The sequence below is a fragment of the Paenibacillus sp. J31R34 genome (assembly GCF_059383715.1).
Genome location: NZ_JBXENU010000009.1, coordinates 325,655 through 341,789 on the forward strand (window position 1 = coordinate 325,655; position 16,135 = coordinate 341,789).

Sequence of the window (16,135 nt, forward strand, 5' to 3'; positions counted from 1 at the left end):
GTAAAATAGGAGGCGCCTGCGGTGCTGCAGGACGCTCCTCCTGATTAAAAGAAAACAAATCTAGCTGCTGGATACTCATGCGATTTGGACAGCAACGCCACCGTCGGAGTTGTCAAAGCGGATAACCTGGTCAAAGGCAGCCTGAGCATCCTCAATATGAGTAATGACTAGAACCCGCTTGAAGCGTCCAGCCACAGCCTTGATACTATCCAGCACAAGCGCACGATGCTCTGCATCCTGGGAACCAAGTCCCTCATCAATCGTCAGCCACTCAACTTTACTGCCGGCACGCTGCGCAAGCAGCTCGGCCAGTGCGAAGCGGATGGCGTAATCGATACGGAGCTGTTCCCCGCCGCTGAACGTCTCATATGGCCGCTCGGCGGACCAGTCGCCCACCATGATATCAAGCGTCTCAGATAAGCCGGCACGGGATTTAAGCTCGCGCTGCGTCTCAAACCTAACGTAATGCTTGCCCTTACTCATCTGACCAAGAATCTCATTGGCGATGCGCTCGAGCTGCGGAACGGCGTTTTCAATGATAAGCGCCGGGATTCCATCGCGCCCATAGGCTTTAATAAGCGTTTGGTAGCGAGTCCAGCGCACAGACAATGGTTCCAACTCACTGTAAATGCGGTCCCGCTCCTGCTGATCCGCTTCAAGCGATGCAAGCACAGCCTTAATGCCGCCGATATGCTCGGTCAAGGATGATTGCTGCTGCTTTAGGCGCTGAATGCCCACTCGGAGAGCGGTCAGCTCCGCATCGATGCGGTCATGATCAAGCGTATCTAGTACGAGTGCATCATGCTCTATCTGTAAATCGGACTTGCGGACTTGCTTTGCCGCTATCGATAAAGAGATTGCGGCTATCCGTTCAGTTGCTGCCAGTCTGGCTTCCTGGGCAGCTGCGATTTGATCTTTAAGCCTCGCCCAGCGCTCTAGTCCTTCCGCATCCAGCTTTAATTGTGGAAGTGGCGCGAGTGCTGTTGAAAGCTGCTCAACCTGCTCTGTGACCTGTTGAAGCTTTTCTTGCTCGGCCACCCGCCGGGCAGCCGCTTCCTCATATTGGGAGCTAAGCTGCTCCAGCAACTCCTCTTTGCTAGCAAGCTGCGCATAGGCCGTATTGGCCTTATTAAGCTGATCAACCCTCTGTCGGCAGGCTTTATGCGACATATTGTGATATTGAAGTGCATCTTGCTGCTGCCGTTTGTCTGCGATAACAGCGGCTTGCCTGTCCAATTCAGAGCGGTCAAGCTCCGTGAGTTGACGCCGCAATTCCGGAAGCTCGGCAACCGCCACTGAGGCCTCGTGCTGAAATTTGCAGGTTGGTAAGCAACCGCTGTCGTGCATCAACGCCTCTTTTTGCTCAAGGACGCCGATCTTGTCGCCAAGAACGCGCTCCTGCAGCTCAATATAAGCTCGCTGGCGCTCATGCTCCGTGTCAGCAATGCGTAGTTCGGCGGCGAGCAGATTATGCTGCTCCGCCTGCTCCTCAAAGGCTTGAAGCCTAACCAACTCCAGTTCGTATTCGTTTGCTTGCTGCCGAAGAGTCTCGCGGCCAGCAAGCTCAAGTTGTAGGACATCCATCCGCCCTGAAAGGGATGATACCGACACGTCCAGCTTGGACAGGTCGGATGAGATAAGAGTCAAGCTCTGTTGCAGCCGGTTAAGCTCTGGCTGCTGCGCCTCCAAGGTGACGATTTGTTGATTAAGGATAACCAACGCGGCGGACTTGCTCTGAATCGTGTCAGCGTTAGCCAGAATCTTCTCAGCCCGATCAAGACGGCCAACATGCTCAGATTGCTCTGCATGCAATATGGAAATGTCATCATCTTCGCTGCCGATCTCACGATTGATATGACCGATACGCTCAGTCTTTGCCTTCAGGCTAGTTAAGGCAGCTTCGCTTGATTTAATAGCCACCTCATCCTGCTCGATCATGGCTAGCGTAATGCTGAGTTGATCCTCTGCCACCTCCAACTCGATTGCCTTAGATGGCTTAACGGATAGGCGCTCATCCAGCGTCAGCAGCTTGTCCTTGCTCTTTTCAATTTCAATATTCAGGTCGGCACTCTTTTGCCGCGCCCTCTCCTGCAGTTGCTCGTATACATTGAGACCGAGGATTTGTGAGAGGATCTCCTTACGCTTGCCAGCCGTTGCACCCGTAAAGGCGTTGGCCTGCCCTTGAAGGATCATGGAGCTGGACGTGAACGTCTCGTCGTCCAGATTAAGCAGCTCCCGAATAACTGCCTCTGTATCGACAATCTTCTCGGCGGAGCGACTCTCCCATGCGCTATTCACACGCTGCTGTAACTCCAAGGTGGATTTACCTTTGCCCTTGGTGCTGCGCGTCCGGATAGCCCGGAAAATACAGCCCTGATGCTCAAACCAAAACTCTACGGACATTTCCTGCTCGCCGCGGCGAACGAGGTCGTCCAGGCTTACACCCTTGACCACATCCCCAAAAAGTGCGAAGCGCGGAGCCAAAGTGAAAGCGGAACTCTTACCCGCTCCGTTCTTCCCTGCGATGGCCGCCAAGGAAACCGCCGACAAATCAATGTCGGCGTGGCTCACGGCTCTGAAATTATTAAGGACTATGCGTAATGGAATCACCTGTAGCAACCTCCTTGTTCAATACCTTCCATTCTTCTGGCCATACGTACTTTCCATTAATCATTTGAACAACGATATGATCGCTGCTATCTGTCACACGAATTTCTTTAAACATTCCTGTTTTCCCGTGCAACTGCGTATATCGATGAACTTCCTCAGGCGAATTGAGTTTCACGGAAGGGGTATGCCATCCATCAGGTTCGGGAAAGCAATACCCGTAGAAAACTTCGTTCGCGCTCACCTCTATCATGTTTTCTTTTGAGGAAGCTACTTCCGCCGTAAAGGCGGGTGGAAATATTTGAGCAATGGCCTCCACGATCTGATCAGCCATTTCCATGACTAAATGGAGCCGCGTGTTTTGCAGGACGAAATATTCCATAAAGCCAGCTACGTTCACAATTCCACTTATGTGATAGTCGCCTACGGGAGTGAGGTCTTTGCCTACCCCCGCCCCTGGTTTGATAGGACCAATACCCGGCTGTAGCTTGCCTACACTAGAAACGCGGCCCAAACATGCGTCAATTGCAATGACCTTCCTCTTAGGAGGGATTTTTTCCAAGCATTCATCCAAGTTTTCGGCATGGCAAGGGTCCTCTAAAGTGCCGATGACATGATAGCCCAACCGTTTTAGGGATGTACCGACTAATGGACCGAGTGAGTCGCCTGTAGAGCGATCGGTACCGATGCAAACGAAAGTGACATGCTTCAATCGGTTTGGAATGGTTCTTCTTAATTCCTTTGTGAAATCGTTCATGTCGGCTCCTCCAACAGTTCCGTCGTCATGGCCTGCAGCTCCTCGAGCTCGTCAGCAGTAATTCCCTGATTGTCGCCCCAGGCAGCCAGCGCCGTCAGTGGGCTTAACCCCTCCGTGACCTCGACATCCCGAATGCGTTCGGTCCGCTCGACCTCTGCCCGGATCTCAGCAACAAAAAACGCGCCGGCATCATACAAGGCCTTTTCTAGCGATCGGCGATCAAACTGTTTCTGTAGCTCCTCGCTGCAGGCGTACCGCACGCGGACGATTGCAGCATCGATGCCTGCAAAGTCGTCCACCTGACCATCAACCCAGGCTTGAATGTCCATGTCGCACCAATCGATCGTTTTGAAGCGGCGGGCAAAAGTCTTGATAAACTCGGAATTGGCGAATTTAGTGGTAAACGTCTCCGTATCATGAATCCAAAATCCCGGATCCGTATGCTCATCCCCAAAGTTATGCCGTTCTGGCGCCCCGCTGTAATATACATTGCTGCCAGCGAACTGCGGCCTGTGAATATGCCCCAAACAAACTAGATCAAACATGCGAGCTGCCTCATCCGTGAGGATCGGCTCGTTTTGCAGCAGCGCGTCCTCAAACCCTGTGTCTGCTAAATCAAAGCTCAAATGGCTCAGGAGGATGGTCGGAACGGCCTCTCCAGCCTGATATGCTGTTGCATAGTCAGCTAAGCCGCGACATTGATGCGTAATCCAATCAGTCATTTTGCTATGAAATTCATGCGGCGGAAGCCCAGCAAAGGCTGGGTCCGTTGCGAAATTGGAGCGGTTCATACCTGGCAAGCAGGCGATGTTCACACCTCGAACATGAACGTTCTCGGGCTCCGTGAACACCTGAACACCGGGAATCTGCATCTCGCGGATTAAGAAATAGGCGCTGATGGCATCATGTGACGGCGTGCCGCTGATTACAACCACCTCAATGCCTGCACCCGATAGGCGGCGGAGCCACGCGACGAACGCCTGAATCTCAGCTGTTGCCCTATCAATGAATACGCGGGCATCCTTGAAAGCATCGCCGGCAAACAGCACCAGTTCACACTCCTGATCGATAATGCGGTTAGCAACCCAATCCATCGTCCGGGTGATATCTTCAAAACGTGAAGCCGGCGTGGGGCCTGCATAGCCGAACCCCCAATGACTATCAGCAACGTGAGCTATTTTCATCGCAAATCACCCGGTGGCTCATCATATTCGTTTCCGCCGCCTCGCCCTGTTTGCTCAAGGTCTTCCAAATAATCAGCAACTGTTCGCCAGTCATCCGCAGTTACAACTTCCTTCATAATTTGTCTAATTTCACGACCCAAGGCGTTCGATGCTTCAGCGGCCAACCCGTTCCAGTCCATTTCAAGGCGATTTTTGATAGCAAGCGCCCGATTTTTTGGAAGGGCAGCGTTATCTCCTTTGCCGCCAGAAGGTCGCGGGGAGGTTGACTGCCCCGCTGACCGGTTACTTTGTTGCCGCGGCGGTGGGATTGGCCGGCCGGCCTGTTCTCCTTCCGGATCTTCGCCATGAAGGTAAGCGTCCAACTCCTCCTGCGTTTGTGAAAAAATTCCGCTTGAACGAGTAGCAGAAAGCACTGCATCAACAAGGGCGCGTTTCTTCGCCATCTTCAAAACGGTATTCCAAATGGAGTGCATATCGTCATTTTCGAGACGATACTTAATCCAAGGCTTGCCGGGTTTGCCGAAGTCCTTGCTCACCAAATCTCGCACATCTATTTCACGAGGGAGATCGCGTTCGTTCACCCACCTCCAGCGGTACCGACTCTCATAGGTGTTGGCGTGACCGAGCCCTTCCGCTATGATTGCGCCTGTGTGGCGGTGAATCAGCCGAATGGTGACGTCAACGGCGTAATAGCCTGTCTCGTGGACCTTATCCTCCACTTTGGCGGCAATCGTAGGAGCAAGATTGTAAAACTCGCAAAGGCCCTCAGCTCCAGCCTTATACAGAGTTGGTTTGTTGGTGCCGGGAATAATACCGTAATCTACGCCTTCCACCATGACCTCGCGGAAGAATTCTTTTGTAAGATTGAGCTTTTGCTTCATTGAATCCAGCTTCTTTCTAAGGTCGGCAGCACTGCCGAACTCCAAATCAACAATTGCCCCACCTCCAGCGTTACCGCCAGAGGACTGAGGAGCTGTAGTGAGGTGTTCGCTCAATTAAGCAGCCCCCTTCAAAAGATCAACAATTGCTCGCAGCGCTTTGAATTCATTTTCCACCTTACCAAGCCTTGCCTGGGCATTTTTCAGTTCCATTTCTGCGTCAGCAAGATTTTCTCTTTCACGCTCAGTGTACTGACGAGCCTGAGCTGCACGAATTTCTGCATTTTTACCATCAAGGACATTCCCGATAAATAGGGAATCTTCTTTTTGTTGAAGCATCGATTTAGCGTTGATAAGCTTCATGTTTGCCTGTAGCAGAATTTCCTCCGCTGCGGCGATCTCTGCCGGCAGTACCAATAAACGATTAATAAGGGCTTGCTTGTCCATGTTCATTCTCCTTTACGCCCCCATGACAATCTGCTATCATAGGGGCATCCATAGTTTGGTGATAGCCCGGTGCAACGGGCTATTTTTTATGCCTTTGACCTTTCTTGAGTGGGCAGGATACTTTCGCACCTGCCCCAATCCAGCAGCCTATTCGGAACGCTTAAGTTTTTCAAGCCACAACTCAGCTGTTTCCAGATGTGTGATGGCAACGCTCGCCTCACGGCTGCGATCCAGATCCTGAGCTGCGGTAATGGCTACTGCTACCTTTTCCAATGCTTCCTGCAATTTAGACATATGATGACCTCCCTTCCGAAAAATTGATGTGTCAGCCACATCTCAGGACGCCGAACCGCATATATGGTTCGAAGCCTTGAGACAAGGCTGAGCCTTGTCCTGCTTAAATGCCTGCATGTGCAGCGAGCTGCTTGATTGCTTTGCGGCTGAAAAGCTTGCCCTCGTACATAATCAAGTCCTCATCGCTACCACTGATCACGCAGCCAGGAGCATATTTCTTAAGAACGATAGTATCGCCGTTCATAAAAAACTCAATCGGATCGCCTTCCGCAATTCCCAGTACGCGGCGCGTTTCTTTCGGAATAACCACACGACCAAGATCATCCATACGACGTACAATTCCAGTAGCTTTCAACATATATAAAACCTCCATGTAATTTGTAATTTTTAAAAATCCGTGATAAAGTGAAAAAATCAATTAAATACAAACACCCAAGAAATCAAGTCGCCCCGCCAGGCGGCTTTTTTTCGTTCTACAACCCTCACCCGGATTGCAGCTCCGCTTCCATTCGGGCATTCTCTGCTAACAACCAATCTAACCGCCCCGCCAGGCGTCGTTCTTCTCTCTCTTCTTCTATAGCTTCCAACTGTTCAATTTCAATCTGGGCCATTTCACCTTCAATCCAATCCTGTGCTGCCGGCAGAACGTCGGCATTAAACCATTCCGGATGCACCACCGTTGCAGTAAGCATGCCGTCCAGCTCATCAACTCGCTGCTGTAGCAGCTGCAATTGCTTCCTCAAGCTCCGTCACCCCCTCTCCAGCGTATTCACCGCGGAGGATTGCATCTGTGATCTCAAGCGCCTCCTGCAAATGATTCGCATTGCTATTTATTGAACGAAGCGTCTGAACGGACTGTAATCCTCCATCGCCATCCCTCTTGTAAACATCGAAGTGCATGCTGCATCCTGATACGAGCATAAATTGAAGAACATACTTGCCTGACAAAGGCACTTTTTGAATCTTTTTAAGTAAGCACACCAAGTCTTCGATCATGCCTTCCCCCTTTTTTCAAGGCGCTGCAATCTTTTTGAAGCTTTATATCTGTCGAGCTCCTCTTGTTCGTAATTTACAGTAGTGCGAATACGTGTCGGAATAACTTCCCCGTCGTCAGTTATCCTTCGGAGTGTCGATTTAGATATTTTCAAATAACGGGCGGCTTCCTCAGAGGTAAACAAATTGTTATATAACCTCTGAGAAATTGCCGGCTCAAGCTCCGCAAGGATTTCTTCGCGAAGCTCCCTTTTCACATCGGCCCTGAATGCTTCAATAAAGTCGACAGTGTTCAAGGCTTACCTCCCCCCTTAAGCTCCTCGATGATTTCCCGAAGTAGTTGTTCCTTTTTCTGTTTCTTTTCTGCCGCTGTCATGATTGCTCCTCCTCAAAAGTCGCCTCAGTGTTGACTTTGTCGACAAAAAAAATGGTCCAATCCAAGCCTAGTTCACTCGCGATCTCTTTTGCCAACTTTACCGAAGGAACGCTTTTATAGTTGACCAGTTGATTGTAATATTGGCGGGTGATTTTTAGTTTTTCGGCCATTTGTTCTTGGGAGAGCTCCATTTTTTTTCGCTCCCGCTCCACTACGTGCGGGGTATCTGCTGTACGAGTCATATTAATCAGCCCCTTTCTTGTCGCCCAGCTGTTGACTTAAATAATAAATCAACGCTGTGTGTATGTCAACTGATATATTTCAATCAATTTTATAAAATTGTCAACTATCTGTTTACTTTTTCAAGGAAGTGTTTATAATAAGGAGCAAAGGGAGGAATTACTTTGTACGGACCTAAATTGAGGGCTTTAAGAAATATTGAAGGTTGGACGCAAGAGTTTGTTGCCAAGAAATTGGGTGTATCTAAACAGACTTACTCCCATTATGAAAATGAAAAAAGAACACCTAGTTTAGATATGATAAAAAAACTTGCTTCTTTTTATGGAGTTGACATAGATGATGTATTTGCAGATGAATCAACCAGTAGTGTTGTTACGCTTCCGATTTACACTAGAATCGACCTTAGTACAGGGATTCCCTCCCCTGGGGCTATTGAGGGTTTTGAAGTCACTCCAAAAGAATGGTTATCGGACGGAGAATATTTTTATTTCCGTGCTGCAGATGACAGTATGACCGGTGCCCGTATACATAAAGGTGACTTGTTACTTATCAGAGCGCTTTCTCCAACAGCAAATGGCGAGATTGTATTGGCTGTGGCTAATGGATCCGCCGTGTTAAGACGTATTTATCAAAACGGAGAACAAACTGTACTGCAGGCTGAAAACCCACAGCATCCGCCCCTTTTTTGTGCTGCTGCAGAAATCACAGTAATAGGCAAGGTCATTAAAACAGTTATTAACTTTTAAGGAGGTGGTGCTTTTGATTTGAGCAGGGGCTGTTTCAAAACAAAATATATTATAAGAGAGGAGTTACCTTCGGTTGGCTTATTATGAACACAAAAGTGGCAACAAATATAAACTTGTCGCGAAGGACCCTGATTCGGTGGGATGGAAACGCAAGAGTACAACAATAGAAGTCCCCGCTGAGATTGCGAAGAATGAAAGGAAGTTGCAGCTATATCTAGCTTCCGAGTTGCTCAATTTCGAAAAGAAAGTATCTAATGGAGAAATAATAAAGACCAAGAATATCTCATTGTCTGATTTTGTACAGACCTGGGATAAGGGTTACGCAGAGTCGAACATGGGGGAATATACCCAGTTCGTAAATAATAACTTTCTCCGGATTTACATTCTGCCAAAATTCGGTGCTATGCGGATCGACAAAATAACTACGTTGCACCTTGTGAATTTTTTTGCCGAGCTTGTCAAAAAGAATGGACAGCCTATGGCAACAAATACAAAGCTTAATATTTATAAAGCTGCAAAGAGTGTCTTCGATGCTGCAGTTTCATGGAACATTATTATGATTAATCCCATTGATGGGGTAAAAAGGCCAACTGCTCAAAAGAAGGAGCGCAGGGCTTTGCGACTAAAGAAGAAGTCTTATACTCGGAAAGAAACCACGGTGGTCATACTCGCCCTCTTCCGACTCCCTAAAAAATGGATGTTATACTTCCTTGGGGTTTTACTTGGCGGATTCCGTAGAGGGGAGTTTCTGGCCACGGAATGGGAAGAAGTTTATTTTGATGAAAGATGCGGGATCGATATTACAAAACAAATTACATTTGATAAGGAAGGCAAGAAAATTGAAGGAGAATTGAAAACTGACGAGAGCGAAGCTTTTGTCCCTATGCCACGCTGGTACATGGATGCTTTGCGTGAATATTATCTTGAGTGGAAGAAAGAGAAGCTTCTCCGCCGTAAATGGAAAGGTGGAAAGAAAAATTACATTTTCCATAAAGGATGGGGCGAGATGTACTTCCCCGGATCGGCAACGAAGAAATGGAGCGATTTCCTGCAGGATAATAATTTACCGATTATTCGTTTGCATGACCTCCGTCACACAACTGCCATGCTACTCCGTGAGAGTGGTGCAGACATTAAAACCATTCAGGAGAGGCTGCGCCATGCCCGCACAGCCACAACGACCGATATTTATATGCATAAGTCGGAAATGGTAAGCCGTGACGCTGCCGATCGTTTAGAGTCATTAAATCCAATGGCTGGTCAAAATTCCCCCCAGCATTCCCCCGGAGCTGCGATTTAGTTTCCCGCAAGTTATCCCGATATAAAAGAAAAAGCCTTGCGCTACAAGGCTTTTAAGGGTATTGCTTCGTTAAGCGGGTGATGGGAATCGAACCCACGCTATTAGCTTGGAAGGCTAAAGTTCTACCATTGAACTACACCCGCAAATATGGTCGGGACGACACGATTTGAACATGCGACCCCCTGGTCCCAAACCAGGTGCTCTACCAAGCTGAGCTACGTCCCGACAGATGATTCATTTTTAAAGAAATGGCGCGCCCTAAGAGATTCGAACTCCTGGCCTTTTGATTCGTAGTCAAACGCTCTATCCAGCTGAGCTAAGGGCGCGCATTATGGAGCGGACGACGAGATTCGAACTCGCGACCCTCGCCTTGGCAAGGCGATGCTCTACCACTGAGCCACGTCCGCATTATATTTTCGCCTGTATTTCTTAAGTGTTTCATCGTGGCGACAAGTAATAATATATCATGTTGAGAAGGGAATTGCAACTGTTATTTTAACTTTTTCTAAAAAAACTTTTTCCAGGTTTTTAGCCTTCCCTTTGCTTTTAGCCGCCACATAAAAATCAAACCGTGCTCCTGCAAGCACGGTTTGATGACTGACTATACAACTCCAGCTAATGCCGGCTTCTTATCAAGCATAACTCTGGATGCAGCCGACTCACCTGCGAGCGCATACGGCATGCACAGCGGAACACCAGTACGCGGATCAGGCATAATATCAGCTTCAATGTTAAACACCTCGCGCAAAATCTCCGGTGTCATAACCTCTTGCGGCGAGCCTTCACCAACGACACTGCCTTTTTTGATAGCAATCATATGATGAGCATAACGCGAAGCGTGGTTCAGGTCATGGACAACCATAACAACCGTACGCTTATTAACCTCGTTAAGCTTCTCAAGCAGATGCAATACTTCGAGCTGATGCGCCATATCAAGGAAAGTGGTTGGCTCATCCAAAAATAAAATATCCGTTTCCTGTGCCAATGACATCGCAATCCAAGCACGCTGGCGTTGACCGCCTGACAGCTGATCAACTGGACGGTCAGCAAAATCTACCATTCCCGTCGCTTCAATGGCCCATTGGATAATTTTACGGTCATCCTTGCTCACAGAGCCGAAGCCCTTCTGATAAGGAAAACGTCCATACGATACAAGCTCGGATACGGTCAGTCCGTCTGGAGCAGTCGGATTTTGCGGCAAAATAGCCAGCTGCTTCGCCACTTCTTTCGTCGCTTGCTTATGAATCGACTTCCCATCCAGCAATACGCTGCCTGCAGATGGATTCATCAGACGAGCCATTGTTTTCAAAATCGTCGATTTACCCGAACCGTTGGACCCCACCAACGCAGTAATTTTTCCTTGTGGGATAGCAATATTCAGATCTTGAACGATTAACCGTTCATCATAACCAATGTCGAGATTCGATGTTGTGAGGCGAATCATGTGACATGCACGCTCCTTCCGATGCCCGCTTATACGGATTTTTTGCTGAATATTTTAAAATCATACGACTTATCATTCATTAAACATGATAACTATTATCAGTATCATTCAATAATTAATGATAATCGTTCTCACGTATAATGTCAATGAAAATAAAGCAATTGTTTAGGCCAAATCATTTTGCAATGCCCATGCACGGCCGAAAGGCTTCTTATTTTTGCAAGAAGCCTTTGCTGCGGAGAAAATCGCCCATATGCAGACGGGGATGATTGATTTTGGCCGCCATTGATTCGGACCAGCTCGTATTCAGCTTGCCTTCTGAGCGCTCCAGCATATACTGCCTAATCGTCTCGTCATACTGCCGAATGCCGCTTTCCACCGCATTCTGATCATAGCTATTTTCATGCAAAATCGCCTGCTGTGGCAGTCTTGGTCGCGTCAGCGGCGCTTGATCCGGCTCCCCCATGCACATCCCGAATACGGGGTACACATGCGCTGGCAGTCCTAAAAGCGCTGAAACCTCCTGGGGATTGTTGCGGATGCCACCAATATAAACAATTCCATAGCCAAGCGATTCCGCTGCGATCGCTGCATTTTGAGCAGCCAGCGCGGTATCAACCGTTGCTACGATAAAATTTTCAACCGTGCTCGTAAGCTCGCCCTCATAATGCTGCTTGGCTGCCTGCTCATAACGGTACAGATCGGCGCACCAGACGAGAAATACGGGGCATTCCTCAATATAGGCCTGATTGCCTGAAAGCTCAGCCAGTTTTTTTCGCTTATCTGGGTCACTCACGTTGATTACCGTGAAGCACTGCATACTGCTTGAGGTTGAAGCCTGCTGCCCCGCCTCTATTATTTTTGCCAGAGTCGGCTGTGGAATGGGGTTCGATTTAAATTTCCGAATGGAGCGGTGATTAAGCAGCACGTCTATCGTTTCAGGCCACATTGCGATCAGCTCTTTTCTTATATAGTTTCACTTATTAACTTACATCTTCCTTATGCAAAAAAGCGACCGCTTCATCAAGCTGCCCATCAATCGCAAGCGGCGAATACACCCACCATTTGTTGAAAGGAACAATATGCATTCTGCCACCGCGTACTGCCGCAAGATTCCGCCATCGTTCGGATATTTTCAACTGGTTAAACGCTTCTGGAGCCCCTTGATCCTTCGGATTAATCATGATTATGAGCCGATCAGCGTCGTATTTTGACAGATCATTATACGGCTTAGGCTCGGAAAAAATAAACGGCGCTCCCGCCTCCATATGCTGCTTCACAAGTGGATGGGGATCTAGACCAAGCAAGCGAAAAAAAACATGCCCCATATTGCGGCTACCCACTACTCTGAACGTATCACGCTCCATGACCAGCACAGCGCATGTCTCCATGCCGCCAATCTGACGCTGAATCCGTTCCCTCGCTTGATCCGCTTTAGCCAAATGCCGCTCCATCCATTCTCTTTCCTGTCTCCGTTTGCCTACAACTGCTGAAATTTGTCGCAGCTGCCCGTAAACGTCCTGAGTATGCCAATCGATAGGAATCACCTCGGCCAACTGGCTAAGCTGCTCCTGCTCCTCAGAGCGCATATGCTCATAGCCCAAAATCAAGTCAGGCTTCATCGCGCGAACAGCCTCCATGTCACAGGGTTCCCATTTGAAAGGTGTCATGGCTCTTACATACTCACGGACATAATAATTTTCGAACAGATGGTAATCAGGTGCACCTACAGGCACATGACCAAGCGCGAGCAAATGCGACGTATAAAGAAGGCCAATAACCCTTGGTTCTCTCGTTTGCACATATACCCGAGGAGATACCCCCACATGCTGCTTAAACTTTCTGCTAAAATAAAATTCATCCTTAAAGCCAACATGACTGGCTACTGTGACCATATCATTCGAAGGCACCAGCAGCAGCTTCTTGGCCCGCTCCATACGCAGCTTGCCCAAATAATCCATCGGGCTTGCTCCCGTCAACTGCTTGAACATATGAGTATACTGACGTATGCCGACACCCGCTAAATCCGCGAGATCCTGCAGAGACATTTTACCTTTATAGTGTTCCTTCATATATAAAATCGTTTGCTCTACGACATGCTCCCCATCCTTAGATTGGTTAGAGGCTGATGCAGCCGCGGCAACTAAATAAATGGCCTCCTGCAGCAAAATATTGCGCTTAAATCGCACCATTCCGCTTACAGCCGTTCGTAAATCAAACAGTGAATCCAAAACGTCCATTAATGGTGCAAATGGCTTAATGAAGTGGGGGCGACCAGCGGCGAAGGAAAGCAGCTCTCTCCCATCTTCTTCATCGCCGGCAAATGCTGCTTCAAATTCAAGCGAATAATACTGAAGCCGTCCATCCTCTGCTCTATCGACCTCTATTGTTGTCTCGGGCTCGAACAGAACACATGTGCCTGGCTCAAGCTGTATAGGCTGCCCATGATGCATCACCGTTGCCGTTCCTTGCATAATGGTCCATAACGTGTGTACCTTAGCGCTCTGAGACAACGCTGGTATTCCTCCAGTAAATGAACCTTTGCTAATCTGAACCCAGCGGAGCTGCAAATCATCTATGTGTTCACCCTTATCCGCCATTTGCCCTTGTTCCCCTCCCATTATGATAACCATTCTCAGAAATGCTATCATTTTATTGTAGCGGAAAAATGCCCAAGCGTAAACGGCTGAAGCCGTCCTTTGGCGGCAAAGCTTGCGTTTCGCGTAGAAATATAGAGAAAGGATGGAAACAGCATATCCTTTCCTATATATAAAAAAAGCTTTCCTGTCGAATCAGGAAAGCTTCCTTGCCAGCACTTCGTTTATTTTTTGAATAGCTGCATCGTTTCATCCAGTAGAGCATCTGTTGAGAACAACGTATAGGACCACCATTTTTCATGCGGCACGATATAAACTTTGCCATTTTTCACTGCGGAAAGACTTTTCCAAATGGCCGATTGCTGCATTTCTTCAAAAAATTGCTCGGAACCCGGCTGTGTAATGTCTACTTTGACGATCAATCGGTCGGCATCATACTCCGGCAATTTTTCAAGGGATAGCGAATCGGTATAAACAAAATACTCTTCGCTTTCATCCATTTGCTTCTGAATCGACGGCAGCGGTTTAAGCCCCAGCAAATCATAGAGGACATGTCCCATGTTGCGATTACCGGCTACCTGGAAGGAGTTTTTAAAAATCTGGATAGCAGCAACCGTCTCATCCGGCTCAACATACTGCTTGATTTCCTCCTTGTATTTCGCCGCTTTCTCTTCATGCTGCTTAATCCATTGCTCGGCCACTGCTTCTTTTCCTACAACGCCGGCAATGAATTTTAGCTGCTCATACAAATTTACTTCCCATGGATAAATGACTGTAGGTGCAATTTTGCTCAGCTGATCAACTACATCTGCTTCGACAAAGGAAGAAGCGATAATAAGATCCGGCTTTAATTCCAAAACCGACTCATAATTAATTGGATAATCTCCAGCAATAGTGATTTGATCTTTATAACTATTTAAATAGTAATCCGGTGTAATTTCATAATTCAAGCCGCCTATCGGCGTAATGCCTAGTGCCAGCAATGGCGTGGTAGCACTCACTGAAAAAATGCGCTGCGGATTAGCCGGAATTTCTTTTTCTCCATATGAATCAGTGACCACGCGTGTATTAGAAGTACCAGCCTGCTCTTGCTCAGTCGTTGCAGTCGTCTGCTGCACTGGAGATGCTGTTGATTCCGAACCTGAATTTGCTGCTGTTCCACAGCCTGCAAGAACGATCAGACACCCTATAAGCAGCGTAGCTAACCTAATCGTGTATTTCCTTGTTCCATTTACCACCGAACCCACCCTTTTCTGCTTCTTCATTGATAGTAATTCTCACTGCTATGCCATTATACACAATCAAACTAATCTGCAACATGGAAAATCAGGCGTAATTTACTGGATTAATTGGCGGATGGGATTTGATAAAATGAACATCAAAAAACTCCTCTTATCATTTTCAGATAAAAGGAGTTGAGTTTAATTAAATGGTGCGCGTGGAGGGACTTGAACCCCCACGTCGTGAAACGCCAGATCCTAAGTCTGGTGCGTCTGCCAATTCCGCCACACGCGCATGGGTAAAGCTGTTAGGAAAAATGGTGAGTCATGTAGGATTCGAACCTACGACACCCTGATTAAAAGTCAGGTGCTCTACCAGCTGAGCTAATGACTCATGAATGGCTGGGGATTCAGGGATCGAACCTGAGAATGACGGAGTCAAAGTCCGTTGCCTTACCGCTTGGCTAATCCCCAATAGATGGTGACCCGTAGGGGATTCGAACCCCTGTTACCTCCGTGAAAGGGAGGTGTCTTAACCCCTTGACCAACGGGCCTCACGTATAAAGCTGGAGCTCTCAACCGGGATCGAACCGGTGACCTCATCCTTACCATGGATGCACTCTACCTACTGAGCTATGAGAGCATATGGCTCCCCGAACAGGACTCGAACCTGTGACAACTCGATTAACAGTCGAGTGCTCTACCAACTGAGCTATCAGGGAATATTTCAGCTGTTCGTTGAATGACCTAATAAAAAAGGTTCAACGGTAAAGACGCTACGATTGAGTTGCGCCTTGAAAACTGGATGCGAAAAACAAAGTGTAAAACATTTAGCGTGTTGTTTAGGATAAGCCCTCGACCGATTAGTATTCGTCAGCTGCACGCATTGCTGCGCTTCCACCCCGAACCTATCAACCTCGTCGTCTTCAAGGGGTCTTACTAATTGGGAAATCTCATCTTGAGGGGGGCTTCGCGCTTAGATGCTTTCAGCGCTTATCCCGTCCGTACTTGGCTACCCAGCGGTGCTCCTGGCGGAACAACTGGTACACCAG

At 48.1% G+C, this 16,135-nt stretch carries 16 protein-coding genes, 10 tRNA genes, 1 rRNA gene and 1 pseudogene; 2 read left to right on the forward strand and 26 right to left on the reverse strand.

All coding sequences use genetic code 11. The features are described 5' to 3' along the window. Positions 1-75: 75 nt before the first annotated feature. From AC50YG_RS24120 to AC50YG_RS24170, 11 genes and pseudogenes are all read right to left on the reverse strand, one after another. Positions 76-2,610 carry an AAA family ATPase gene (locus AC50YG_RS24120; RefSeq protein ID WP_494830390.1) on the reverse strand — a complete coding sequence of 845 codons (2,535 nt, stop codon included), beginning with the start codon at positions 2,608-2,610 and terminating at the stop codon, positions 76-78. 304 nt (positions 2,611-2,914) lie between these two features. After that, positions 2,915-3,394: pseudogene (yyaC, locus tag AC50YG_RS24125) on the reverse strand (spore protease YyaC); the annotation flags it as partial. Beyond that, positions 3,361-4,548, reverse strand: coding sequence for a metallophosphoesterase family protein (locus AC50YG_RS24130; protein ID WP_494830392.1), 1,188 nt, complete (start codon positions 4,546-4,548; stop codon positions 3,361-3,363). The pseudogene yyaC and the gene AC50YG_RS24130, both read right to left, overlap by 34 nt. Next, positions 4,545-5,543, reverse strand: a complete 999-nt coding sequence (locus AC50YG_RS24135; RefSeq protein WP_494830394.1) for a hypothetical protein — start codon at positions 5,541-5,543, stop codon at positions 4,545-4,547. Before AC50YG_RS24135 ends, AC50YG_RS24130 begins: the two co-directional genes overlap by 4 nt. Then, positions 5,544-5,873 carry a hypothetical protein gene (locus tag AC50YG_RS24140; protein ID WP_494830396.1) on the reverse strand — a complete coding sequence of 110 codons (330 nt, stop codon included), beginning with the start codon at positions 5,871-5,873 and terminating at the stop codon, positions 5,544-5,546. Between the two features lie 147 nt (positions 5,874-6,020). Further along, the gene (locus tag AC50YG_RS24145; RefSeq protein WP_494830402.1) at positions 6,021-6,167 is read right to left on the reverse strand and encodes an Acb2/Tad1 domain-containing protein; all 147 of its coding nucleotides are present in this window, start codon (positions 6,165-6,167) and stop codon (positions 6,021-6,023) included. A gap of 103 nt (positions 6,168-6,270) precedes the next feature. After that, positions 6,271-6,525: an AbrB/MazE/SpoVT family DNA-binding domain-containing protein gene (locus tag AC50YG_RS24150; RefSeq protein WP_494830404.1), complete on the reverse strand. Its 255-nt coding sequence runs from the start codon at positions 6,523-6,525 to the stop codon at positions 6,271-6,273. Between the two features lie 124 nt (positions 6,526-6,649). Then, entirely contained in the window at positions 6,650-6,910 is a 261-nt protein-coding gene (locus AC50YG_RS24155; protein ID WP_494830406.1) for a hypothetical protein, read from the reverse strand. Next, entirely contained in the window at positions 6,873-7,163 is a 291-nt protein-coding gene (locus AC50YG_RS24160; RefSeq protein WP_494830408.1) for a hypothetical protein, read from the reverse strand. The genes AC50YG_RS24155 and AC50YG_RS24160 overlap by 38 nt, the downstream gene beginning before the upstream one ends. Then, complete coding sequence (locus tag AC50YG_RS24165) at positions 7,160-7,417, reverse strand: helix-turn-helix domain-containing protein (protein ID WP_494830450.1); 258 nt, start codon at positions 7,415-7,417, stop codon at positions 7,160-7,162. The genes AC50YG_RS24160 and AC50YG_RS24165 overlap by 4 nt, the downstream gene beginning before the upstream one ends. 115 nt (positions 7,418-7,532) lie before the next feature. Then, positions 7,533-7,778 (reverse strand): helix-turn-helix transcriptional regulator, encoded by a 246-nt coding sequence (locus tag AC50YG_RS24170; protein ID WP_494830410.1) that lies wholly within the window; start codon positions 7,776-7,778, stop codon positions 7,533-7,535. 162 nt (positions 7,779-7,940) lie between these two features. On the opposite strand from AC50YG_RS24170, the gene AC50YG_RS24175 reads away from it, so the two are divergent. Both AC50YG_RS24175 and AC50YG_RS24180 read left to right on the forward strand, forming a co-directional pair. Further along, complete coding sequence (locus tag AC50YG_RS24175) at positions 7,941-8,522, forward strand: LexA family protein (protein ID WP_494830412.1); 582 nt, start codon at positions 7,941-7,943, stop codon at positions 8,520-8,522. A gap of 73 nt (positions 8,523-8,595) precedes the next feature. Beyond that, complete coding sequence (locus AC50YG_RS24180) at positions 8,596-9,822, forward strand: tyrosine-type recombinase/integrase (RefSeq protein ID WP_494830414.1); 1,227 nt, start codon at positions 8,596-8,598, stop codon at positions 9,820-9,822. 72 nt (positions 9,823-9,894) lie between these two features. Here the strand turns inward: AC50YG_RS24180 and AC50YG_RS24185 are convergent. The 15 genes from AC50YG_RS24185 to AC50YG_RS24255 all read right to left on the reverse strand — a co-directional run. After that, positions 9,895-9,965, reverse strand: a tRNA-Gly gene (locus tag AC50YG_RS24185). A gap of 5 nt (positions 9,966-9,970) precedes the next feature. Next, positions 9,971-10,047 (reverse strand) — tRNA-Pro (locus AC50YG_RS24190). Positions 10,048-10,071: 24 nt separating this feature from the next. Next, positions 10,072-10,148, reverse strand: a tRNA-Arg gene (locus tag AC50YG_RS24195). A gap of 6 nt (positions 10,149-10,154) precedes the next feature. Then, positions 10,155-10,229 (reverse strand) — tRNA-Gly (locus tag AC50YG_RS24200). Between the two features lie 194 nt (positions 10,230-10,423). Continuing rightward, positions 10,424-11,266, reverse strand: a complete 843-nt coding sequence (locus AC50YG_RS24205; protein WP_473758946.1) for an ABC transporter ATP-binding protein — start codon at positions 11,264-11,266, stop codon at positions 10,424-10,426. A gap of 211 nt (positions 11,267-11,477) precedes the next feature. Then, a complete protein-coding gene (nfsA, locus tag AC50YG_RS24210; protein ID WP_494830416.1) occupies positions 11,478-12,215 on the reverse strand; it encodes an oxygen-insensitive NADPH nitroreductase in 738 nt (245 codons plus the stop codon). A gap of 34 nt (positions 12,216-12,249) precedes the next feature. Beyond that, entirely contained in the window at positions 12,250-13,866 is a 1,617-nt protein-coding gene (locus tag AC50YG_RS24215) for a helix-turn-helix domain-containing protein (RefSeq protein WP_494830418.1), read from the reverse strand. Between the two features lie 221 nt (positions 13,867-14,087). After that, entirely contained in the window at positions 14,088-15,128 is a 1,041-nt protein-coding gene (locus tag AC50YG_RS24220; protein WP_494830420.1) for an ABC transporter substrate-binding protein, read from the reverse strand. A 165-nt stretch (positions 15,129-15,293) separates the two neighbouring features. After that, a tRNA-Leu gene (locus AC50YG_RS24225) sits at positions 15,294-15,378 on the reverse strand. Between the two features lie 23 nt (positions 15,379-15,401). Further along, a tRNA-Lys gene (locus AC50YG_RS24230) sits at positions 15,402-15,477 on the reverse strand. A 5-nt stretch (positions 15,478-15,482) separates the two neighbouring features. After that, positions 15,483-15,557: transfer RNA gene (locus tag AC50YG_RS24235), tRNA-Gln, on the reverse strand. 5 nt (positions 15,558-15,562) lie between these two features. Continuing rightward, positions 15,563-15,637: transfer RNA gene (locus AC50YG_RS24240), tRNA-Glu, on the reverse strand. Positions 15,638-15,650: 13 nt separating this feature from the next. Then, positions 15,651-15,726 (reverse strand) — tRNA-Thr (locus AC50YG_RS24245). 3 nt (positions 15,727-15,729) lie between these two features. After that, a tRNA-Asn gene (locus AC50YG_RS24250) sits at positions 15,730-15,805 on the reverse strand. A 121-nt stretch (positions 15,806-15,926) separates the two neighbouring features. After that, positions 15,927-16,135 (reverse strand): 23S ribosomal RNA (locus AC50YG_RS24255); the annotation flags it as partial.